The following is a 21,544-nucleotide window of genomic DNA, read 5'->3' as shown; positions in this document are numbered from 1 at the left end:
CTACAGCTCGCTTACTGCCTGTTCAAAAGCGTCGCCACGCTCCACGTAGTTCGTGAACTGATCCATGCTTGCTGCGGCTGGGCTCAACAGCACCGTGTCACCAGCCTGCGCGGCGTCGTTAGCGGCACTGACCGCGCGTTCCATGACCTTGGGCCCAGGTTGGATGCGGATCACGTCAACCTGCGACGCTTCCAGTGCGCTCTTCAGTGCAGAGTCGTCTTCACCAATGACGACCACTGACCTGAGGCGGTCTTTAAAGGTGGCAACGATGTCGTGGTAGTCGGCCCCTTTCGGCAGACCACCGGCGATCCACACGATCGGGTCAAAGGATCCCAGCGCTGCCGTTGTTGCGTGCGGGTTCGTCGCCTTCGAGTCATTCACCCACGTGATGTCGTCGTGTGTGCGCACAACTCGCATCCGGTGGTCACCTGGCGAGAACGACCGCAAGCCGTCACGCACCGCAATTGGTGGAAGGTCGATACTGCGAGCAAGCGCAGCCGCTGCTAACGCGTTCATGACATAGTGGGCTGGAGCAGACGTTGTTCCAGCTGCGTGCGCAACATCCTCCAGGCTGGCCAATTCCAACGCGCTCGAGTAGCGGTTAGGCGCAAAGGCGCGATCCACTAAGACGTCTTCTACCAGGCCAAACTCTCCGGGCCCGGGGACACTCAAACCAAAACCGACCGCGCGGGCCCCGGCAACCACCTCGGCATCTTCTACCAACGTACGCGTAGCCAGATCTTCCCGGTTGTACACGCATGCCTTCATTACGTTCGAGAACACCCGTGCTTTGTCAGCCACATAGTTCTCATACGAGCCGTGCCAATCCACGTGATCAGGCGCGAGGTTGAGTACCACTGCGGCGTGGGCGCACATCGAAAACTGCCAGTGGAGTTGAAAGCTCGCAAGCTCAATCGCAAGGACTTCAGCAGCCGGGTCCAAAACAGCTTCAAGAAGAGGAGAACCGATGTTGCCACACGCAACAGCGTTCACGCCCGCGGCCTGAAACATCGACGCGAGCATGGACGTGGCCGTGGTTTTACCGTTCGTTCCCGTGACGACCAGCCACGGTGCGGCGTTCGTGCCACGCACCCGCCACGCAAGTTCGACTTCACCGATCACTGGCACGCCCTTGGCTTGAGCGTCCACCAAAAGCGGCTGGTCGGGACGCCATCCCTGGGACGTACACACCAGGTCGGGAAGCGAACCGTCGGGGGCCGTGGGAAGCTCCGTGACGTGTTCGGGGCCACGGCGAATGTCCACGTCGAATACGCGCAGGATCTTTTCGTGTTCGCTCCGGTCGATCTGAGTGTCGCCGTCGACACAAATGACGTGAGCGCCTCGTTCAGCGAGGTGAACGGCCATGGGGTAGCCAGAAACACCCAAGCCTGTCACTACAATCGTGAGACCGTCTAAGGGCGACTCAGGGCCAATAATCTGCTCGGGGATCTTGTCAGCGAGCGGATAGTCCACGGGTGTGGCACCGGGTACCAAGACATCAGCCAAGGTAGGACACCCACTCGGCGTAGAACAGGGCCACTGCGATCACAACACCGATAAGTGCCACGATCCAGAAACGGATCACGATGGTCACTTCGCCCCATCCTTTCAGCTCAAAGTGGTGCTGCAGCGGGGCCATGCGGAACACGCGTTTACCGGTAAGCTTGAACGATGTCACCTGGACAATCACCGAAACGGTGATGATGACAAACAGGCCACCCAAGACAACCAGCAGAAGCTCGGTGCGTGACATCATCGCGAGACCACCAATCGCACCACCGATTCCGAGCGAACCAGTGTCACCCATGAAGATCTTGGCGGGCGAAGCGTTCCACCACAGGAACCCAATACACGCTGCCCCCATTGCCGCTGCGACCATGGCCAAGTCGCGTGGGTCGCGGACGATGTAGCATCCGGCGCGGGCAGTGCTCATGAGGTCACAGTTCTGGATCGACTGCCACGACGTAATGATGACGTACCCGGCGAATACCACCGCGGCCGCACCGGAAGCGAGTCCGTCCAACCCATCGGTGAGGTTTACCGCGTTCGATGCAGCAGTGATGATGAGGTTGGCCCACACCACAAACAGGACCATCCCCACTGCTGTTCCCCAGAAAGCGAGATCTAACGCATCAATATCGCGCAAAAAAGAGATTTTTGCTGACGCCGGAGTGCGCCCGTAGTCATTCGGAAAAAGCAGGGCAAGAACCGCGAACGAGACGCCCACGAAACCCTGCCCGATCAGTTTGCCTGCGGGGCGCAGACCGAGCGACCGCTGTTTGGACACTTTGATGTAATCGTCCAAGAACCCGACGATTCCCAGGCCCACTGCCAACCACAACACCAAAAGGCCGGAAGGCGTAGGGCTCGAACTGGTGAACAAGTGCCCCAGGAGGTACGCAACAACTGCCGACAACAGAATGACGACACCACCCATGGTGGGGGTACCGCGCTTGGTGGCGTGGGACGCTGGACCGTCGTCGCGGACGAACTGTCCGTAACCGCGTTTCACGAGCACACGGATAAAGAGGGGCGTACCCACCAGCGTCAGGACGAGCGCAATGCATGCGGCAAGAAGTACGGCAATCACTGGGCCCCCGAAACTCCGGCGATCTCATCGCCGAGGAAGCGCAGTCCAGCATCACGCGAGGACTTGAAAAGGACCAGATCTCCTGGTTTGAGTTCGGATTGCAGAAGGTCGCGGGCGTCCGAGACATTCTCAACCCATGTGGCTTCGTTCCCCCAGGATCCTTCGAGGTTTGCTGCCTGGTAGATGGGACGTGCGCCTTCACCTACCGCGATCGTGCGTGAGATGTTCAAGCGCACCACAAGGCTTCCAATTTTGTCGTGCTCTTCGACTGACGCATCGCCCAGTTCGAGCATTTCACCCAACACCGCTACCGTGCGCCGAGGTGGGTTCTCGTCATCGCCTCGGCCCATCTCGGCGAGCGTCTTGAGGGCGGCGCGCATAGAGTCGGGGTTGGCGTTGTACGCGTCGTTGATGACGGTCACACCATTTGGTGAGTCGACGAGTTCCATTCGCCACCTGCTTGCAGCACCAGCGGTAGCCAGGGTGGTCACAATTGAGCGGGCAGTCACGCCACACAGGTGCGCTACGGTCGCGGCCGCCAGCGCGTTCGAGACATGGTGCTGACCCAAGAGCGACAGTTCAACCTGTGCGGGTTCTTCGCCAGGAAGGTGCAAAACAAACGAAGAGCGTCCGGTTGCTCCCGTGGTGACGTCGCTCGCCCACACCGTTGAGTCTGGGTTGGTGGGTTCGCCTTCGCTGAACCACATGGTGTTAACACCCTGGGCAAGCACGTTCTGCATGTCACGCACGCGCGGGTCGTCGGCGTTGAGGACCGCCCAGCCTGGTTCCTGAAGCGACTCAACCAGCTCTGCTTTGGCCCGCGCAGTGTTGTCGATCGAACCGAAAACGCCCGAGTGAGCGGCACCGACGTTGAGTTCGACTGCAATATCGGGGCGGATAAGCGACGTGAGGTAGGCGAGGTTTCCGATGGATCGCGCGCCCATTTCGAGAACGAGGAAACGGGTCGACTCCCCTGCCTGCAGGGCTGTCAGAGGAACGCCCACCTCGTTGTTGTACGAGTTGGGCGGGTAGACGGTTTCACCTTCACCGGCCAAAAGAACAGACACGAGGTCTTTCACCGAGGTTTTCCCACTTGAGCCGGTGATCGCGATGACGGTCATCGATTCGCGCAATGCTTCAACACTGGCCGAGGCGAGCTTTCCGAGCGCGACTGTCGCGTCTGTGACCACACACGATGGGAGTGTGTCATCGCCAACGGTGGGGACCGCTTCAGCGATCACAAGCGCGGCACCTGCGGCTATCGCCGAGGGCGCAAACTCGATTCCGTTCGTCGTTTCTCCTCGACGAGCCACAAAAATGTCGCCGGTGGAGACTTCGCGGGAATCGGTTTCAACTCCGGCACTCAGGGTTGTCTGGGGGTCTATGCCATACAGCTCTCCCCCAACGATGTCAGCAATCTGCTGTGCGGTGAATTCCTTCATATCATTCCTGAACTTTACCGGTTCTCTTCACGGTAATAGGCCTCAATGGCCTCGCGTGTCTGGTCACGGTCACTAAACGGGAGCACTTCACCGGCGATTTCTTGACCGGTTTCGTGTCCCTTCCCAGCAACAACAATAGTCCCGTTTACACCCGCGAGCTCAACTGCTCGGCGGATCGCTAAACCACGGCCATCAGCCTCTTCAATGGTGTGAGCACGTACGTCAGTTGCTTCGCGCGCACCAGCTAAAACTTGCGCGCGAATCGAGGCCGGATCTTCTGACCGCGGATTGTCGTCAGTGACAATTACCACATCCGCACCGCGTGCGGCGGCTTCACCCATCGCAGCACGTTTGGTGGAGTCTCGGTCGCCTCCGGCACCCACGACTACAACCACGGGGTCGCCCGACAACCGATCCAGCACCTTTTCAATGGCGTCTGGCGTGTGCGAATAGTCGATGATTGCCCGCGGGTGCGCAGCGTTGACCACTTCCATACGTCCGGGAACAACGACCTCGGTCCCGTTCGCAATAGACGCGACTGCCTCAAACGAAGCTCCGGACTCCAACAGCATGGCAAGGGCCAGCGCGGTGTTGGTGACATTGAACAAACCCGGAAGAACGGGCGTGAACGGAATGTTTCCCTGTGGCGTATGCAATTCCCACTTCTCACCCTGAACCACCAGATAATCGGGCTTGTCTTCGCTGTTCATCGACACAGTCACCACGGGGATCTGCGAGACCGAAACGAGTTTGCGCGCCCAGTCGTCCGCAAGAACCACCACTCCTCGGGAAGCAAACACCGGGGTAAAAAGAGTAGCTTTCGCGTTGAAATACTCGTCCATGGTGCCGTGATAGTCCAGGTGGTCCTGGGACAGGTTCGTGAAACTCACTACGTCGAAGTGCGCCCCGTCGACACGGTGCTGGCTCAGCGCGTGGGAGGACACTTCCATCGAGCACGTATCGACACCCGCGTCCCGCATCCGAGCCAAAAGCTGATGTAAAGCCGCAGCCTCGGGGGTGGTGCGCACACTGTCAACCCGGTCACCTGCGATCACTGTGGCAACCGTTCCGATCAACCCAGTCGTGTGACCAAGCGCTTGGAGGAACGCATCGAGGATAAACGTGGTTGTGGTCTTACCGTTGGTGCCTGTCACTCCAAACATGGCAGGGCTTGCTCCGGTTCCATACACTTGCGCGGCGATGTGGCCAGCTACTGCTCGCGGGAACTCGTGAACAAGGATTGTCAGATCGGACATATCCAGGCCTGCTTCGCGCATGATCTCGACGCCGGCGGGGTCGGTGAGGAACGCGTGAACGCCTTGGTCGACCAGCTGGGCTGCGAAGCTCGCGCCGTGGACATTGGCACCGGGAAAGGCTGCATATAGCCCACCCGGCTTGGTCGTGCGTGAGTCGTTGTCCACGCTCGTGATGTCACGGTCGGGGTCGCCCATCACCGTGGTGTTCTCAAGCGTGAGGTCAGCGATCTTCATTTTTCCACTCTCTAGCTGGAAGTTCAGGGACAGGGCCGGAGGGAGGCACACGCATCTGTTTGAGCGCGTAGCCGGTGACATCGGAAAATACTGGCGCGGCCACCGCAGCGCCATAGTACCCTTTGCGTGGTCGTTGCAGGGTCACCGACACGGTGATCTTGGGGTCGTCGATGGGCGCGATTCCAATAAAGCTCGCGGTGTAGCCGTCATATCCGCCACCTTTTTCGGCTGGCGCTTGAGCGGTTCCGGTCTTGCCACCCACTCGGTAACCAGGAACTTTGGCGTTGCTACCGGTCCCCTCCTCGACTCCCGCCTCGAGAATTTCCCGCATGGACTGTGCGGTCTGGGGTTTGACCACTTGGGTTCCGTCTTTGAGGGGGATTTCCGTGACTTTTCCGGTGGGGTCCACGGTTCCGTTGACGATGCGTTGCGGGTGTGCCATTCCGTCATCAGCAATGATGGAAAAGGCTTGCGTGGTCTGTAGCGCGGTCGCGGCGACACCTTGACCGAACAAGACGGCATGTTCGGTACGTCCGTCCCACGACTTGGGGTGATGCAGAATGCCACGGCTCGTTCCGGGGAACTCCAGTTCCGGGGGCGTGCCGAACCCAAATTTCTTGAGCCAATCGTAGCGTTCTTGGTTGTTCAACCCCTCGGCTGCGATCAGCGTTCCCGTGTTGGAGGAGTCCATGAGGATTCCTGCCAAGGTGAGGTTTTGGTCAGCGTGGTCGTGGGAGTCGCGGAAGACTTCGCCGTTGGGGGCTTTCCATTTGTACGGCACCACGTATTGGGAATCCGCGGTTGCTTTGCCAGCGTCAATGAGCGCCGAGGTAGTAATGAGTTTCGCTGTGGACCCAGGTTCGAAGGTGGAGGTGAAGGTGCGTGACCCGCGGTCTTCGGCCTTGCTCTTACCGGGGTTGTTGGGGTCAACAGTGGGCGATTCGGCCGCGGCCAGGATACGTCCTGTGCCTGCTTCTTGAATAACCACGGATCCCCATTCGGCCTTGTGCTTTTTCACGGCTTCGCCAATGGCGTTTTGGGCATACATCTGAATATTGGTGTCGATGGTGAGCTGGAGACCCGTTCCGTCCACGGGTGGAACTTGCGAATTACTTCCCAGTGGAATGGGGTCACCGGACAGTCCGCGTTCGTACTGCTCTTTTCCGTCTTTACCGGTAAGGAGGTGACGGTACTGGCGTTCTACACCGGTGAGGGCTTCACCGTCAGATCCGACGAATCCCACAATGTTTCCGGCCACTTCACCTGCTGGGTAGGTGCGAACTGAGGACTCTTCGACGGTGATACCAGGGATTTTGAGTTCGCGAATTTTTACCCAAATTTCGCTCGTGAGGCCGTCAGCGATGGGGCTCCACCGCTTATCCCCTTGTTCTTTGAGTTTGGGGTAGATAAGTCCTGGGTCGGTGTTGAGAACGGTCGCAATTTCGTTTGCAGCGCCCCACGCACCAACAACCTGACCGCTTTCGTCCTTGTAAGCCGCTACATTGACCGGGTCGGCAACCAGCTTGAAACGCCTGGCGTTATCTGCGAGAACGGTTCCATCAGCCGCAAGAATGGAGCCGCGTTTGGCGGGCAATGTTTTGTTTACGAGGCGGGAGTCCAACGCCTGCTCTGCCAGTTTCGCGGTGTCCATGCCCTGAATCGACACGAGCTTGACCACGATAAGAACAAGGACAGCGGCAATCGCGAATACGACTAATGCCATGCGACGCTTAGGATTAGCAACCTTTCGGCTGGCAATCGTCGCGGGCATTTTTCATCCTTTTCTACGGGGTTCTGATCGTGGGTGCTTCGAGGTCTTTTCCACTTTCACCGACTGCGGGAAGCCTCTCATCCGATCGTAAGTTTGGTCGGGCGTCATCCCGTGTATCGGCACGCGGACCAGGCACGGTTCCCACTTTCTTTCCAGGATCTTCCTTCGCTTCAACGACTTTGCCGTCAGTGGTGACGAAGTACACCTTGTCAGCGGGCACCAAGCCCATCTCGTGCGCTGCTTTGTGTACGTTCTGCGGGCTTTGCCGGTAAGCGATGTCTTCAGAAAGTCGGTCGCGCTGAGATTTGAGATCTTCGCTACGTTCGCTCAGTTCGTTGATCTGGTAAGTGGTGTTCGACACGAAGATGTTGGCCAGTAGCACCGCTACTACGCCGATGAACAGAATGCCCATGCATACAAACGGGAACGACCGTGATCGTCGGACCGGAGAGGTGATGAGCTTGAGGGGTCGTTGGGTAGTGACTGGGCTCCGCTGTACGGAGCGCTTTAGTGCAGTGCTCACGCGGGATCAACTCCAATTTTTCTCACGGCTCTCAGCCGCACAGAGGCTGCGCGGGGATTCTGGTCAATTTCTTCTTGTGGCGCTTTGTAGGCGCCTCGGACAATTTCTTCTAGCCACGGTTTGAGGTGGTCAGGCACAACTGGAAGGTCGGGGGGCGCTTGCACGGTCGTCCCTTGGCGGAAAATGCGTTTGACAATGGTGTCTTCGCCAGACTGGTAGGACTCCACAACGGCCACTCCCCCGAGGTGGAGCGCAGAGAGCGCCACAGGTAGAGCGCGCGTGATGTTGCCAAGTTCGTCATTGACTTCGATGCGCAGGGCTTGGAACGTGCGTTTAGCTGGGTGAGACCGCTTCCGTTGGTACTTTGGGTCGGGGACTACCCGCCCAATGAGGTCTGCGAGCTGCTGAGTGGTCGTCCATGGTGTGTGTTCCCGGTCGGCGACGATCGCGCGAGCGATTTTGCGCGCGTACCGTTCTTCTCCGTACGTGGAGATGATGCGAGCGAGATCCTCTTCTGAGTACGTCGCCAGCACGTGGGCGGCACTGATTCCCTCTTCGGGGTTCATACGCATGTCCAGCGGGGTGTCGCGGGAGTAGCTGAAACCGCGTGCGTCATCGTCGAGTTGTAAAGAGGAGACGCCGAGGTCGAAAAGGACTCCGGAGATCGGCGGGTTTCCGCGTTGGTCGAGAACCTGGGCAATGTCGTCGTCCGAGGTACACACAGCCTCAAAGCGGGAACCAAACGGGGCGAGCCGCGACGATGCGATGTCGATCGCCGCGGGATCACGGTCAATTCCGATGACGTGGACATCGTCATATGCACGCAGGATGCCTTCGGAGTGACCGCCCATGCCTAAAGTGAAGTCGATAATGACGGGCGCAATGTCGCGGGCCCGTGCTTCTTCGACTCCTCGTCCCAGCAGTTCGACGCACATGTCGAGCAGAACGGGAATGTGTGGATATGTCATGGTCTCCTCCTTCCTGGCTGTTGTAGTGCTGCTGAAAACTGAACTCCGTTCGTCCACGGCCCTGGCACCGGGGAAGTGTGTCAGGACTAGGGCTTTGGAACCGGGGAAGTGCTCCAAAACAACGTGGACGAACAGAGATCGGAATCCAGCAACATCAGAAGACTCCCTGGATGACCTCGTCGGTACGATCCGCGAATCCTTGTTCGGTTTCGTTCAAGTAGGACTCCCATGTGTGGGCATCCCAGATTTCAACGCGATTTCCCAGGCCGATCACCGCGAGCTCGCGCTCGAGTCCCGCATATTTGCGAAGAATCTGCGGGATTGTGATGCGTCCTTGTTTGTCGGGTTGTTCTGCCGAAGCTCCAGAGAGGAACACACGCAGGTAGTCGCGAGCGTCCTTACTGGTCATGGGGGCGGTCCGCAGTTTTTCGTGAACCGTTTCGAACTCTCGGGCTGAAAACAGGGTGAGGCAGTGTTCTTGACCGCGAGTTACAACGAGTCCACCGGCCAGTTCCTCCCGGAACTTTGCGGGCAGGATGAGGCGACCTTTGTCGTCGAGCCGCTGCATATGCGTGCCCAAGAACATGTCATCTCACCCCTTTCGAAACTCCACGAGCTCCGACAAAGACCACTGTACTCCACTTTCCCCCACCAAATACACTTTTTCGGCCTTCTACTCCCTGATAACATATATAACTGCAGGTCAAATAGGTGGAGGAAAGTGGGAGAAATTTTCAGCGTTGTGTCGTTTTCAGGGGTCAAAGCCATGTTTTTCGCCCGGATCTTCGGCGTTTACACACCGAGGGGAGGAAAGTGGAGGTGTTCAGTGGGGCAAAGTGGGGTGGCTGTGTGGAGTGAAGTGGAGATGACTTGCGCAATAGGCCAAAATGGAGAAATGAGCACACCCACAGAGGCAGAAATCGCATCCATCGCTGAACTCGCAGCGCGCGCCCGCAACTCCATGAACACGGTCCTCGATGGCAAAGATCGTGTTGTTGAGCTGAGCTTGATTACTCTTCTGGCAGGCGGACACCTTCTCCTCGAAGACGTCCCTGGCGTAGGTAAAACCCTTCTCGCTAAAGCGCTGGGTCGCGTCGTCGACGGTTCAGTCCGTCGTATCCAGTTCACACCTGACCTTCTGCCCACGGACGTTGTGGGTGTGAACCTGTTTAATCAGGAAACTCGCCATTTTGAGTTCCGTGCGGGACCTGTTTTTTCCAATGTCGTGATTGCCGACGAAATTAACCGCGCTTCCCCCAAGACCCAGTCAGCGATGCTGGAGTGCATGGCCGAAGGTCAGGCCAGTGTCGACGGGACCACGTATCTCATGCCACAGCCGTTCATTGTGGTGGCAACTCAGAACCCCATTGATATGGAAGGCACGTACAGTCTTCCGGAGGCTCAGCGCGACCGTTTCATGATCCGCACGTCGGTGGGCTATCCGTCGGTTGAGTCGGAAGCCCAAATGTTGGCGCACAACACCGGGCGCGACCCGTTAGACGAACTGAGCCCCGTTACAACATTGGAAGAGATCGAACGTGCCCGTGTGGCCGTCACAAATGTCACCGCCACAGCCGAGCTACGTAACTACATGGTTCGCTTGTTGACGGCGACACGTTCTCACGACGCAATTTCCGTGGGTGTTTCCCCACGTGGTGGCGTCCTCCTCTTGCGCGCAGCCCAGGCTCACGCGGTCCTCAATGGACGCAACTACGTCACTCCTGACGATGTACAGGACTTGGCTCAGGAGGTTTTGGCCCACCGCATTATCGCTGTTGAAAGCGACCACCCAGAACACACCTCCCAGCTGATCCGTGACGTGGTGGCCGCAACCCCGGTTTCCTAATGCGCGTTACCACCTCTGGCATTGTTTTCTTGATTGCAGGCGTGAGCCTGTGCATTGCCGCGTACCGTTTTCAGCTTCCGGCACTGCTACCAGTGGGCATTTTGCTGGTCTTCCTCACGGTTTTTTCACTCATCTTCGCCCTCGTGACCAGCACCCGCATGAAGGTAAAGCTCCGGGCGTTTGCGCCCCATGTGAGCGGATACCCCCTCACGTACGTGGGCACAGACACCGATGTACGTGTCAGTGTGACGAACGCGCTTCCGTTTCGTAGCGGGTCGTTCTACCTGGAGGTTGAGCCGGAAAACGGGTTCGGCTTCCCCCAGGGGGTGCAGGTTCCTTCGGTCGCGGGCGGCGGGACCGTCGAGGTGGATGCGACGTTCACTCCATCGGCCCGAGGTCTCCGAGGGATTTCAGCTGTCACGGTGGCGGTGAATGGCCCGTTTAGGCTGACGATGTTTAAGAAGAAAGTGTCCCAGGGTCTCAAGATTGCGGTCGCTCCCCCGCGAGTTCAGTTGGCTAGCCCAGGTTTGAGTGGGCGACCAAACCCGCTTGCGGAAACAGAACGTTTGTCGCGTGGAACCTCCACCCGCGATTTCTATACACGCGAATACGCGCCAGGCGACGATTTGCGACACATACACTGGAAGACTGTGGCGCGCACCGGTCAGCTGGTTGTCAGGCAAGAAGCCGATGAAGACAACCCGGTAGCGGCTGTGATCGTTCACGGTGAAGGCATTTCACACCCCGTCGAATTCGACTTGCTGGTGGCTGCGGCCATGAGCGCTGTTCACGCTCTCACGCAGTCCGGTTTTTCGGTCCGTGTCGTCATGGGCGAACATTCGGTTCAAGCTGAACCCAGAGAACGCAATTTGTCGGTCGATGTTTTGGCAGCCCGGGCACATGCTGCACCCGCACGCATGCCTTCTGCTCGGGAAATGCGCGCATTGTCAGAACTTGTTGTCTGCGCACCTGATCCCGATCACGTCCCCCGGATCACCGGTGGCCAGCGCGTCCGCACGCATCGCTGGTACGCCTCGGACATCGATAGCGAAACCATTGACGATATGAACTTCACAGGCATGTTCGGTGGAGATGTGAACCTTCCTTCTCAGTGGAGCCTGCGAGGTGTGTCATGCGCATAATCTCGACTCTCACAGTATTTGTCGCCATGGTTCTGTCAGTTGTGGCGACCTCGGCCGTCTTTAGCGACTGGAACTGGTTCGTACCCACCGTTGCGGTGGTCTTCCTCACGGTGGCCACAGGGTGGCTGTCGCGTTTGTCTGAAACCGCGCGTAACACGGGCCTTACCGTGATCGTGCAGTTCGTGGTGGGGTTCTTTGCGGTCATCGCAGTTACACTGCCTGAAACCACTGTCGCTGGTGTGATCCCCACAGGAAGTAGCTTTTCTGAGCTCGCGGGGTCGATCGCACAAGGTTTCCGAGACGTGTATGCGGCTCCCGCCCCGGCCCCGTCAACGGCCGGCCTCACCGTTCTCGCCACAGTATCTTTTGCGCTCTTGACCATGTTGGTCGACAGCCTGGTCCATGACCTGCACTTAACCCACATCGCAGGCGCTCTGGTTCTTGCCACGTGGCTCATTCCCGTATTCATTGCAGCCTCGTCAATCCAGTGGTGGCACACATGTTCCGTTGCCGTTGCCTTCATTTTGCTTTTGCTCACCGCGCACACAGGAGCGTCGCGAGGTTTCTTGTGGGCTGTCACCGCTGGAGCCCTTGCGCTCATCTTGGGGATCGGCCTACCTCTCCTCATGCCTCCCATCGTTCCTCAAGCGAACAAGCCGGCGGGAGAAGACCAGGATGTCAAAGTCATCAACCCGTTCCTTGACCTGCGGGCGAATCTGACCAACAAGAGTGACGACGTCGTCTTCTCATACGAATCAACTGACCCGCTGGAACCACCCGTACGACTCACGTCCGTGTCCGAATTCGACGGCAAGAAGTGGGCACCAGCCGCCTTCTCTTTTAAACGCGGTGCCTCGCCTGACGCAGGACTACCGGTGGGCGACCTCGGGCCAGACATTGAAGCCAACTCCTACACCAGCACCTTTACGATCAAAGGGCTGGGTGGCAATCACTTGCCGGCTCAGTACGCCCCGCTTGAGACCTCGGGCCTGGGCGACCGGTGGGTCTATGACCGTGACACCCTCACGATCGTGGGCAACAACGTGGGAGTTGAAGGGCTGAACTACTCGCTCACATACCGGTCGGTTGAACCCACGGCTGAACAGTTGAAGAAGGCTCCTCCTGTGAATGAGGGCGCGTTCGAGCAGTATCTGAAGCTGCCAAACGATCTGCCTAGCGACATTAAAGAAGAAGCCGACGCAATCACCAAAGACGCCAAAACCGACTGGGACAAAGCCGCGAAGTTGCAGGCGCACTTCCGCGACTTTGAGTACTCGCTCGATGCTCCCAATGAGGCGTCGGGAAGTGTGCTGTCGCAGTTCCTCAAAGACCGTCGTGGATACTGTGTTCAATTCTCGGCCGCAATGGCCACGATGGCGCGCATGGAAGGTATTCCGGCGCGCATTGGGGTTGGGTTCACTGCTGGTGAGCCCAACGACGCGGGCGGATATGACGTGACTATGCAGCGGTCTCACGCGTGGCCCGAACTGTACTTCGAAGGCGCCGGTTGGGTGCGGTTCGAACCCACCCCAGGTGGCCCTGCCGGTCCCCCACCACCGTGGTCGGTCGAAGGCGGCGAGGCCCCTGAGGAACCGGAAGAACCTACCCAGGAGCCCTCAGAGGAGCCGGCGCCAGAGGAAGAAGCCGCCGAACCCACGCCTACCCCAGAGGAAGAGCCAGCTCAGGAAGAGGAGTCGGAGACGACCTCGGCGGTTCCGTTCATTGTGGGAGCGGCCGTGTTTGCGCTGGTCATCCTGGCCTTGCTACCGCTGTTGTTGCGTGCGCGGGCCCGCAGCCGGCGACTGCGCACCCCGTTGAACGCCAACCTGGTGTGGGAAGAAATCCGGGCGACCGAGGTGGATTGCGGTTACGCTGCCCCGGCGTCGGATACGCTTGCCAAGCGCGGCCGCGATCTGTCGGAGCAGTACCCCGACCACGCGGACGACATTGCGAAACTGGTCGGCACCTTGGAGCGTGAGCACTACGCGGGAACGGGCTCGGAGTCCCTCGATATCGACGCTCGTGGGCTGGTCAAAGACGTGAAGAAAGACCGGGCTGGTTCAGCGTTTGGGCGCGTGAAAGCCACCCTGTGGCCCCGGAGTCTGTGGAAGAAAAAATAAGGCTGAAGAAAAATAGGGCTAGAGCGAACCGCGACGCTTGTCCCAGCGTTCTTCGACACGGTTCATGAAACCACTGTTCTTGTTTGGCTTGTTTGCCGAGCTCTGAGCTTTAGAACCGGATCCCGCGGGCTTTGATGCAGACGCTGCTGCGAAACCGTAGTAGGCGCCTCCCACCATGAGGAAGAACCCGAGCACTCCACCCACGATGGACAGAGGCGATGTCAAGAAGAACACCGAGCCGAGCGCGATAGCTAAACCAACGACCAGCACGAGCGTGCCAGTAACCAGGTGCTTAGGAGAAAGTGCGATACCTGCAGGGCTGTGGGTTTGTGAAATGTTTTGCGCAAATCGCGGATCTTCATTGCGCAACTGCTTTTCCAGCTGGTCAAGAAGTTGCTGTTCGTGTTCCGACAGCGCCATCACAAATCCCCCATTTCAAAGCTCGGTATCACTATCATAGTCGGTCTTGTGCGCAGGTGCGTCATGGGTTTTGTCAGGATTGTTGCGAATGAGCGACGCGCGTGAAATCGCCCCGCTCCCAAAACGGTTGCGAACGGCGTCTAACGCGATCTCCGAGTCCCGCTTTCCTGAGTCCGTATTCTCCAGCGTTGCTTGCCTACCAACCTCGCCGAGGTCGTTGAGGTCGGCCGCGCGCACGCCCAGCAGGCGCACTCCAGTTCCCCGTGTGTGCAAGGTGCGGAGTGCAGGGAGGAGCGCGTCTCGGAACTCGCTGGCGACGTCGCTGGGGGCTGACAGAGTCACAGACCGGGTGAAGGTGGAGAAGTCCGCGGTTCGGTATTTCAGGCTCACGGTGCGGGCCGCTTTGCCTTCTTTGCGCACCCGGCTCGCCACGGTGTCGGCCAAACGGATGAGTTCGAGTTCAAGCTCGTCGATGGAGAAAATGTCGGCTGGAAAGGTGTGTTCTGCGCTGATCGAGTGGTCGCGGACTCTGTTGGGGTCACGCGAATCTTCACCGTGAGCAGATGCGTAGAGGCCTTTTCCATGGGCACCAAAGCGGGCGTTGAGCCAATCGGGTGAGCACGCAGCAAGCTGACCGATCGTAGTGATTCCGTACCGTGCCAGTTTGTCTTGGGTCTTACCCCCTACACCGGGGATTGCTTCAACGGGCATGTCGTGAAGAAACTGTGCCACTTGGGCACGCGGAACAACGAGCATGCCATCGGGTTTGGCCCGCGCGGACGCCATTTTTGCGACCACACGTGAATGAGCGACACCAATTGACGCAGCAAGCCCTGTGGCCTCACGGATCTGCGCGCGCATACTCTGCGCGATCACGCCCGGTCGCCCCAGTCTGCGCACAGCCGAGGCGACGTCGATGTACGCCTCGTCGACGCTCACTTGATGCACTTCGTTGGTAAAGGTTTTCAGAATGTCGAAAACCCGGGCGGAATACTGCGAATACAGGCCACGGGACGGCGGAATCACGACCGCTGAAGGGCATTGGGCGAGCGCCCTACTCATGGGCATACCCGCGTAGACACCGTATGCGCGCGCTTCATAGGAAGCCGACACCACGACGCCGCGACCTGCGCGGCCGCCCACAATCACCTCGGCGCCTTTGAGATCCGGGCGATCCAAGAGCTCAACGGACACAAAGAAGGAGTCCATGTCCACATGCAGGGTGGTACACCCGGTGTCGTCACCGGACAGCGTGGACAGGTCCCCACCAGACCGGGCGAGTTGCTTGCGGCTCACACTTCCCCCTGTAGGCTTGCAGGCATGGATCGGTTACATCAGCCTGCGGACATTATTGCCCACGTCGACGCTGTTTTGGAACAGGAACTTGGCACGTTCGCTGATGAACTGGCCGGTTTGTCGCCTGTGGCTTCTGAACTTACCGACCCGATTCGCGCGTTCTGCGTGGGCGGAAAACGGATCCGCGCTCTGGCAACGTGGTGGGGTTACCAACTGGCGGGTGGCACACATCCTGGAATTGTCCATGTGGCTGCCAGTGTTGAGCTTCTTCACGCGGCTGCTCTCATACACGACGACATTATTGACAACTCGGATACGCGCCGTGGGAACCCGTCTACCCACGCGTTCTTTTCTCACATGCACAGTGACGAAGGGTTCGGAGGCGATGCGCGGAGCTTCGGAATCAATGCCGCAATTATTGCAGGTGACGTGTGCCTGGGGTTGTCCGAGCAGTTGTTCACTGCCTCCGGTTTGGAGGTGGCCGATTCCCATGTCCGGGCCACGCACGACGCGTTTCGTCGCGATGTCATGCTGGGGCAATACTTGGATATTCGTATCCAGGCGGCCCCGGTACCAGACGCACAGATCGTGGACCGGGCCATGGAAGTGCTCACGTACAAGTCCGCGAAGTATTCGGTTGAACAGCCCTTTGAATTGGGCGCGCGCTTAGCGGGTGCCAAACCAGAGTTTGTGCGCGCTCTTTCGGCTTTCACTTTGCCGTTGGGGCAGGCGTTTCAGCTGCGTGACGATGAGCTGGGCGTGTTTGGTGATCCGCAGGCGACCGGCAAACCTGCGGGTGATGATCTTGTTGAAGGGAAGAAGACCGTCCTAGTGGGGTTGGCGTTGGCACGCATGAACGATGACGACGCCCAGTGGTTCCGTGAGCGCTTGGGAACCGACTCCGACACCGGTCGCATGATTGAGCTCCTGGATCAGTGCGGTGCGAAACGCGAACACGAAGACCTGATTGATTCGAAGCTCCAGGACGCGTTCGTCGCGCTGGACGCCCTGGGTGAGCACGGAGTGAGCTCGAATGATCTGGAGTTGTTGCGCGCCTACGCCAACCGGCTCACGCGCAGAGATACGTAAAAGCTCTACAGCGCAAGCGCTTGCGCACGGCGGCGCACTTCTGATTTAGCGCCTTTGCGCAGGTGGTCGATGGGGCGACCGGGAAGCGTCTCATCATCAGTGAACAGCCACTGGATGATTTGGTGATCGTCCATCCCTGCGTCGTCTAAAAGCGTGATGGTTCCGCGCAAAGCAGGAACCGGTTCGCTGTCCTTGAAGAACAGTTCCGGAATCTTCATCACGTGCCCATCTTTGACTCCGCACACATACCGGTCCTCCAGCAGGCGACGCACTTTCGACGGGGTGACGCCCAGAAGCTGGGCAACTTCTTCACGCGTGAGCCATGTGTCAACAGTCATGGTTTAAGAGTACTTGCGACACGCCGCACTGCAAACCCACCTAAACATGGATGGCCGCAACTAATCTGGAGGTGCGAAACCCGTCTTCCCCCGGAGCATTTTTCATGACCAATTTCCGCACGTCGCGCCAACGACCTCCGCGCACGCACCCAGGTGCCGATGCGCTCGAGGTCGAGGCTCTGCTCCAGCGGGAACACGAACAGCCGCGCACACTTCCTGAACGCTATGAAGAGCGCCCCCTCATTGACGACGCGCCGGGATTCACCTCGGGTACCCTGACCGAGGCCGTCCCCGTCACGCACGGGGGACGCACCTACCGGGTCAAAACTTCAGATACGGTACTCAGCATCGCGAAGAAACACGGGGTATCGATTCCCGCGCTCGTGGAATTGAACAACCTGACTGGAGGAGCGGTACGTCCCGGCCAGATTCTGTCTCTGCCAGAAAAGAACGTTGCTCCCCCGCCGGCCTCTCACCGCGTGTGCCCGGGAGATTCGCTCGAATCGATCGCGCTGAAATACTCGACCACCGTTGGCGCTCTCATGCGTGCCAACGCGATGACCAGCCAACACATTGTGGTAGGCGAGCTACTCATGTTGCAGGGTTCGGGAGCCACATCTGGCAGGACCCGTCCTGCCGTCGACCAGCGTCTACCTAAACTTCCTACCCGCCACGGTGACGAGCCGTATCCCGAACACGTTGTCGAAGCTGCCCGTTTTAACAAGTGGGTGCTTTCGACCCGCCCAGCACCGCGCCGAGACTGGGTGTACAAAACACTCACACGCTTGGCCTCTGAGATCGGGGTGAGCCCGCACTTGGGGCTTGCGATCGCGACCCAGGAGTCCGGGCTCAACCACCGGACCGTCTCCCCTGTCAACGCGATAGGCATCATGCAAGTCACGCCACGAGCGGGAATGTGGGCTTCATCCCTGGCAGGACGTCACCTCAACATCACCGACCCTGCCGACAATATCGTGGCGGGGCTGGTCATCCTCAGGTCGCTCATTCGGTCAACCGAATCCGTACCGGCGGCAATCGCCGCGTACTATCAAGGCGCGGCCAGCATCGAAGCTCATGGACTCGCACCCGATACGCGCGCGTTTGTACGTGCTGTTCAAGTGCTCGCCGACCGGTTCGCGACAACCGGATCTACGCAGTCACCGGGCAACCACCTCGGCGAATCTTCTACGGACGGTGCGCAGTGAAAGACCCGCTCGTAGGGACGGTCCTCAACAAGCGCTACCGCGTCGATGACAAAATCGCGCGCGGTGGCATGGCCATGGTGTACCTGGGCACCGATCTGACCACGGACCGGCAGATCGCCATCAAGGTCATGCACCCGCACTTGGCGACGGATGCGTCATTCGTGGAACGGTTCGAGCGCGAAGCCATGAACGCGTCGCGGCTCGAACACCCCAACCTCATCTCGGTCACCGACCAAGGACGCGACGGGGACGTCGTCTACTTGGTGATGGAGTACCTCGAATCCGTAACACTTCGCAAGGAGCTTCGGCACCGGGGTAAGCTCACACCTCGGCAGGCGATCGTTGTCAGCAACGCAATTTTGGCAGCCCTCGAAGCCGTTCACGACGCAGGCATGATTCACCGTGACCTCAAACCGGACAATGTTCTGTTGGGCACCGACGGCAAAATTAAACTCACCGACTTTGGTCTGGCCCGTGCGGTCACCACAGCGACGACTACAAAAACCCTGATCGGAACGGTGGGGTACGTCGCACCGGAACTTGTCACGCGGGCTGGGGCCGACGCGCGCACGGACCTGTACACGCTGGGCATCATGCTCTACGAAATGCTCACCGGGTCCCAGCCATACACCGACGAAGTGCCCATTCAGGTGGCCTATCGGCACGTTCACGACAGAGTTCCCGCCCCTAGCGAAGCCCTCCCGGGCCTACCTCCTGCGATCGACGCTCTGGTGTTGTGGGCAACGTCCCCTGAACCGGAGGACCGACCCGAATCTGCGCGAGCGTTTAGGGACGCACTCAACGAGGCGCGCGCTGAGCTCAGCGACGAGGAACTCGACTTTGGTTCGTCGGAACCCGTGGATGCGTCGGCGCCGGTCATCACCGCGACCGCCGATGTCGAGTCCTCCGACCCGATTCAACGCCCCAACGAACAGCCTCTGGTCAGCGACGACGTAGATGAGGACAAAGCGGAACAGAGCCAGGCGCAGGACGACGGTGCCGAGACGCTCTCCCCCACCACCGTGGTTCACACGGCAGACATGGAGGAAGGCGCAGAAGACAAAGGCGCACATGACAAAGGCGCAGGCTCACGCCCAGAGCCGGCGACCGCCTCGGCGCCCAACCCCCGCGTCGCACGCCGACGCCGCACCATTTTCGCGCTCATCGCAGCAGCGGCCATCCTGGTGTTGGTCGCGTCCGGAATCGTGTGGAACCGGCAGAACACGGACGCACCTAAGGAAGTGCCCGCAATTGCTACCGGTGTTGAACAGTCGGACGCGCAGCACATGATCGAATCGGCGGGTTTGACCGTCGCGATCACCCAGAAGTTCAGTTCCGAGGTGCCTGCCGGCAGGATTTTGGAAACCCACCCGGCCCCGGGAAGTCAGGTGGAACCGGGTGGCACCGTCACGCTCGTCGTCTCGAAGGGTAAGGACCTGGTCGCGGTTCCCACGCTCACGGGGCTCAAGCGTAACGACGCGGAAAAGGAAGCCGAAAAGGCCGGCATCACCATTGGCAACGTTGAGGACACATACTCCGACTCGCCTAAGGGCGAAGTGATCGAACAGTCCCGCAAGCCCGGCGACAAGGTCGAACGTTCGGAGTCCGTCAACATTACGGTGTCCAAGGGTGAAGAGCCGATCTCCGTGCCCAACGTCAAAGGCCTGGAGTTCAAGAGTGCTTACCACAAGATGTTGAAGCTTGGCTTCCGCGTAGGGACCGATGAGAAGTACCACGACACGGTTCCAAAGGGTCGCGTCATCTCACAGCACCCTGCGCCCGGCACGCCCAAACACCCCGGCGACTTCATCCTTCTGCGTATCTCTAAAGGCAAGAAGCCCGCGGATGACAAGAAATCTGGCGACAAAAAGAAGGACGAACCTAAAAAGGACGACAAGAAGGACAAGTAGTCCGTCAGTGCGACGTCAGGTACTCCGCGACTTGGAATGCCATTTCAAGTGACTGGTCGTGGTTGAGGCGTGGGTCAACACGCGTTTCGTAGCGACGGCGCAGGCCTTCTTCGTCGATTTCGGCGCCACCACCCATCACCTCGGTGACGTCGTCTCCGGTGAGTTCCATGTGGAGCCCGCCGGGAATGGTCCCGGCTTCGGCGTGAGCGTCAAAGAAGCCCGAGACTTCGCTCATAACGTCTTCGAATCGGCGGGTCTTGAAACCGTTTGAGCTGGTAATGGTGTTGCCGTGCATGGGGTCGCACACCCAGGTGACGTGGGGCAAGTCAACGCTTGCGAGTAGTTTTGGGAGGCGTTCGCGCACGGTTTCAGCACCCATCCGGGTGATGAATGTCAGGCGTCCTGGTGTGCCGTGAGGGTCGAGTTTTTCGGCAAGGCGCAGCGCGTCATCGGTTGTGGCGGTTGGCCCCAACTTAACGCCAACAGGGTTCTTGACCCGCGACAGGAAGTCGACGTGCGCACCGTCGATGTCGCGTGTGCGCTCCCCGATCCACAGGAAGTGCCCCGACGTCCCGTACGGTTCTCCGGTACGTGAGTCAATACGGGTGAGCGCACGTTCGTATTCGAGGAGAAGCGCTTCGTGGGCTGCGAAGAATTCCACTGAGCGGAGGTTCTGGAAGTCGGCTCCGCACGCCTCCATGAACTTCAGTGCGCGGTCAATTTCGGCTGCTGTGCGTTCGTAACGCATGTAGTTTTCGTTTGCGCTGAGGAAGCCGCGGTTCCATTGGTGGACAAAGCGCAGGTCGGCAAACCCTCCCGTGGTGAACGCGCGAATGAGGTTCAAGGTTGACGCCGAGGTGTTGTATGCCTCCTGCAGGCGTCGAGGGTCGTGCCTGCGGGCTTCTTCCGTGAATTCGTGCGAGTTGACGATGTCCCCGCGATAAGACGGCAGGGTGACGCCGTCGCGGGTTTCGGTCTCGGCTGAACGTGGCTTTGCGAACTGGCCGGCCATGCGTCCCATTTTCACGACGGGAACCGAACCACCGTAGGTGAGGATCGCTGCCATCTGCAGAATGGTTTGCACGCGACGGCTGATTTGGTCGGCGGTTGCGTCTGCGAAGGTTTCTGCGCAGTCACCGCCAGCCAGGATGAAGGCTTCTCCGCGCGATGCTTTTGCGATGTGCTGAGTGAGAACGTCGGCCTCACCGGCGAAAATCAGCGGTGGTTGCTGTCGAAGCTCAGCGAGTGCTTCTTCGAGTTCGGCGGCGTCCAGGTAGGTGGGCTGCTGTAGCGGGTTAAGTTCGCGCCAACGTTCCAGACCGTCAAGGGTCTCTTGCGATGCTTTAACGGTCCCTGCAGCGGTGAACATGTTGTCGTTCAACTTACCTACCTTC

General features: G+C 59.2%; 18 protein-coding genes. 6 read left to right on the top strand and 12 right to left on the bottom strand.

Annotated elements, in window-relative coordinates; translation table 11 throughout:
• From murD to mraZ, 8 genes are all read right to left on the bottom strand, one after another.
• Window positions 1-1,506 carry a UDP-N-acetylmuramoyl-L-alanine--D-glutamate ligase gene (gene murD / locus JOE56_RS09695; RefSeq protein WP_204515808.1) on the bottom strand — a complete coding sequence of 502 codons (1,506 nt, stop codon included), beginning with the start codon at window positions 1,504-1,506 and terminating at the stop codon, window positions 1-3.
• On the bottom strand, window positions 1,499-2,590 hold the full coding sequence (mraY, locus tag JOE56_RS09690; RefSeq protein WP_102238252.1) for a phospho-N-acetylmuramoyl-pentapeptide-transferase: 1,092 nt from the start codon (window positions 2,588-2,590) through the stop codon (window positions 1,499-1,501). The genes murD and mraY overlap by 8 nt, the downstream gene beginning before the upstream one ends.
• A complete protein-coding gene (locus JOE56_RS09685; RefSeq protein WP_204515807.1) occupies window positions 2,587-4,032 on the bottom strand; it encodes a UDP-N-acetylmuramoyl-tripeptide--D-alanyl-D-alanine ligase in 1,446 nt (481 codons plus the stop codon). The genes mraY and JOE56_RS09685 overlap by 4 nt, the downstream gene beginning before the upstream one ends.
• Window positions 4,033-4,046: 14 nt before the next feature.
• A complete protein-coding gene (locus JOE56_RS09680; RefSeq protein WP_204515806.1) occupies window positions 4,047-5,522 on the bottom strand; it encodes a UDP-N-acetylmuramoyl-L-alanyl-D-glutamate--2,6-diaminopimelate ligase in 1,476 nt (491 codons plus the stop codon).
• Complete coding sequence (locus tag JOE56_RS09675) at window positions 5,509-7,293, bottom strand: peptidoglycan D,D-transpeptidase FtsI family protein (RefSeq protein WP_204515805.1); 1,785 nt, start codon at window positions 7,291-7,293, stop codon at window positions 5,509-5,511. Before JOE56_RS09675 ends, JOE56_RS09680 begins: the two co-directional genes overlap by 14 nt.
• A 13-nt stretch (window positions 7,294-7,306) precedes the next feature.
• Window positions 7,307-7,816, bottom strand: a complete 510-nt coding sequence (gene ftsL, locus JOE56_RS09670) for a cell division protein FtsL (RefSeq protein ID WP_146004623.1) — start codon at window positions 7,814-7,816, stop codon at window positions 7,307-7,309.
• Window positions 7,813-8,784, bottom strand: a complete 972-nt coding sequence (gene rsmH / locus JOE56_RS09665; RefSeq protein WP_204515804.1) for a 16S rRNA (cytosine(1402)-N(4))-methyltransferase RsmH — start codon at window positions 8,782-8,784, stop codon at window positions 7,813-7,815. Before rsmH ends, ftsL begins: the two co-directional genes overlap by 4 nt.
• A gap of 154 nt (window positions 8,785-8,938) precedes the next feature.
• Window positions 8,939-9,370, bottom strand: coding sequence for a division/cell wall cluster transcriptional repressor MraZ (mraZ, locus tag JOE56_RS09660; RefSeq protein WP_102238258.1), 432 nt, complete (start codon window positions 9,368-9,370; stop codon window positions 8,939-8,941).
• A gap of 309 nt (window positions 9,371-9,679) precedes the next feature.
• Here mraZ and JOE56_RS09655 point away from each other — a divergent pair, with 309 nt between their 5' ends.
• The 3 genes from JOE56_RS09655 to JOE56_RS09645 are packed head-to-tail and all read left to right on the top strand — an operon-like array spanning window position 9,680 to window position 13,892.
• Window positions 9,680-10,630 (top strand): AAA family ATPase, encoded by a 951-nt coding sequence (locus JOE56_RS09655; RefSeq protein WP_180965286.1) that lies wholly within the window; start codon window positions 9,680-9,682, stop codon window positions 10,628-10,630.
• Window positions 10,630-11,772: a DUF58 domain-containing protein gene (locus tag JOE56_RS09650; RefSeq protein ID WP_204515803.1), complete on the top strand. Its 1,143-nt coding sequence runs from the start codon at window positions 10,630-10,632 to the stop codon at window positions 11,770-11,772. The genes JOE56_RS09655 and JOE56_RS09650 overlap by 1 nt, the downstream gene beginning before the upstream one ends.
• Window positions 11,763-13,892 carry a transglutaminase TgpA family protein gene (locus JOE56_RS09645; RefSeq protein ID WP_204515802.1) on the top strand — a complete coding sequence of 710 codons (2,130 nt, stop codon included), beginning with the start codon at window positions 11,763-11,765 and terminating at the stop codon, window positions 13,890-13,892. The genes JOE56_RS09650 and JOE56_RS09645 overlap by 10 nt, the downstream gene beginning before the upstream one ends.
• An 18-nt stretch (window positions 13,893-13,910) precedes the next feature.
• Here JOE56_RS09645 and JOE56_RS09640 read toward each other — a convergent pair whose 3' ends face one another.
• Both JOE56_RS09640 and dinB read right to left on the bottom strand, forming a co-directional pair.
• Entirely contained in the window at window positions 13,911-14,312 is a 402-nt protein-coding gene (locus tag JOE56_RS09640; RefSeq protein WP_204515801.1) for a DUF3040 domain-containing protein, read from the bottom strand.
• A 15-nt stretch (window positions 14,313-14,327) separates the two neighbouring features.
• The gene (gene dinB / locus JOE56_RS09635; RefSeq protein WP_204515800.1) at window positions 14,328-15,608 is read right to left on the bottom strand and encodes a DNA polymerase IV; all 1,281 of its coding nucleotides are present in this window, start codon (window positions 15,606-15,608) and stop codon (window positions 14,328-14,330) included.
• A gap of 24 nt (window positions 15,609-15,632) precedes the next feature.
• Between dinB and JOE56_RS09630 the strand changes: the two genes are divergently transcribed.
• The gene (locus tag JOE56_RS09630; protein WP_204515799.1) at window positions 15,633-16,697 is read left to right on the top strand and encodes a polyprenyl synthetase family protein; all 1,065 of its coding nucleotides are present in this window, start codon (window positions 15,633-15,635) and stop codon (window positions 16,695-16,697) included.
• Window positions 16,698-16,702: 5 nt separating this feature from the next.
• Here the strand turns inward: JOE56_RS09630 and JOE56_RS09625 are convergent, their stop codons facing one another.
• Window positions 16,703-17,035, bottom strand: a complete 333-nt coding sequence (locus JOE56_RS09625; RefSeq protein WP_102238262.1) for an Rv2175c family DNA-binding protein — start codon at window positions 17,033-17,035, stop codon at window positions 16,703-16,705.
• A 104-nt stretch (window positions 17,036-17,139) separates the two neighbouring features.
• On the opposite strand from JOE56_RS09625, the gene JOE56_RS09620 reads away from it, so the two are divergent.
• Window positions 17,140-18,240, top strand: coding sequence for a lytic transglycosylase domain-containing protein (locus JOE56_RS09620; protein ID WP_204515798.1), 1,101 nt, complete (start codon window positions 17,140-17,142; stop codon window positions 18,238-18,240).
• Entirely contained in the window at window positions 18,237-20,150 is a 1,914-nt protein-coding gene (gene pknB, locus JOE56_RS09615) for a Stk1 family PASTA domain-containing Ser/Thr kinase (RefSeq protein WP_204515797.1), read from the top strand. The genes JOE56_RS09620 and pknB overlap by 4 nt, the downstream gene beginning before the upstream one ends.
• A 4-nt stretch (window positions 20,151-20,154) precedes the next feature.
• Here the strand turns inward: pknB and JOE56_RS09610 are convergent, their stop codons facing one another.
• Window positions 20,155-21,519, bottom strand: coding sequence for a class II 3-deoxy-7-phosphoheptulonate synthase (locus JOE56_RS09610; protein ID WP_204516125.1), 1,365 nt, complete (start codon window positions 21,517-21,519; stop codon window positions 20,155-20,157).
• Window positions 21,520-21,544: the final 25 nt, after the last annotated feature.

It is taken from the genome of Brevibacterium paucivorans (assembly GCF_016907735.1).
In the GTDB taxonomy this organism is placed as follows: domain Bacteria; phylum Actinomycetota; class Actinomycetes; order Actinomycetales; family Brevibacteriaceae; genus Brevibacterium; species Brevibacterium paucivorans.
This window is presented reverse-complemented; position numbering and strand designations above follow the sequence as displayed.

Coding starts and splice junctions, on each gene's coding strand:
- JOE56_RS09685 (WP_204515807.1), bottom strand. CDS start 4,032: ATGAAGGAATTCACCGCACAGCAGATTGCTGACATCGTTGGGGGAGAG.
- JOE56_RS09680 (WP_204515806.1), bottom strand. CDS start 5,522: ATGAAGATCGCTGACCTCACGCTTGAGAACACCACGGTGATGGGCGAC.
- JOE56_RS09675 (WP_204515805.1), bottom strand. CDS start 7,293: ATGCCCGCGACGATTGCCAGCCGAAAGGTTGCTAATCCTAAGCGTCGC.
- rsmH (WP_204515804.1), bottom strand. CDS start 8,784: ATGACATATCCACACATTCCCGTTCTGCTCGACATGTGCGTCGAACTG.
- mraZ (WP_102238258.1), bottom strand. CDS start 9,370: ATGTTCTTGGGCACGCATATGCAGCGGCTCGACGACAAAGGTCGCCTC.
- JOE56_RS09655 (WP_180965286.1), top strand. CDS start 9,680: ATGAGCACACCCACAGAGGCAGAAATCGCATCCATCGCTGAACTCGCA.
- JOE56_RS09650 (WP_204515803.1), top strand. CDS start 10,630: ATGCGCGTTACCACCTCTGGCATTGTTTTCTTGATTGCAGGCGTGAGC.
- JOE56_RS09645 (WP_204515802.1), top strand. CDS start 11,763: ATGCGCATAATCTCGACTCTCACAGTATTTGTCGCCATGGTTCTGTCA.
- JOE56_RS09640 (WP_204515801.1), bottom strand. CDS start 14,312: ATGGCGCTGTCGGAACACGAACAGCAACTTCTTGACCAGCTGGAAAAG.
- JOE56_RS09630 (WP_204515799.1), top strand. CDS start 15,633: ATGGATCGGTTACATCAGCCTGCGGACATTATTGCCCACGTCGACGCT.
- JOE56_RS09625 (WP_102238262.1), bottom strand. CDS start 17,035: ATGACTGTTGACACATGGCTCACGCGTGAAGAAGTTGCCCAGCTTCTG.
- JOE56_RS09620 (WP_204515798.1), top strand. CDS start 17,140: ATGACCAATTTCCGCACGTCGCGCCAACGACCTCCGCGCACGCACCCA.
- JOE56_RS09610 (WP_204516125.1), bottom strand. CDS start 21,519: ATGTTCACCGCTGCAGGGACCGTTAAAGCATCGCAAGAGACCCTTGAC.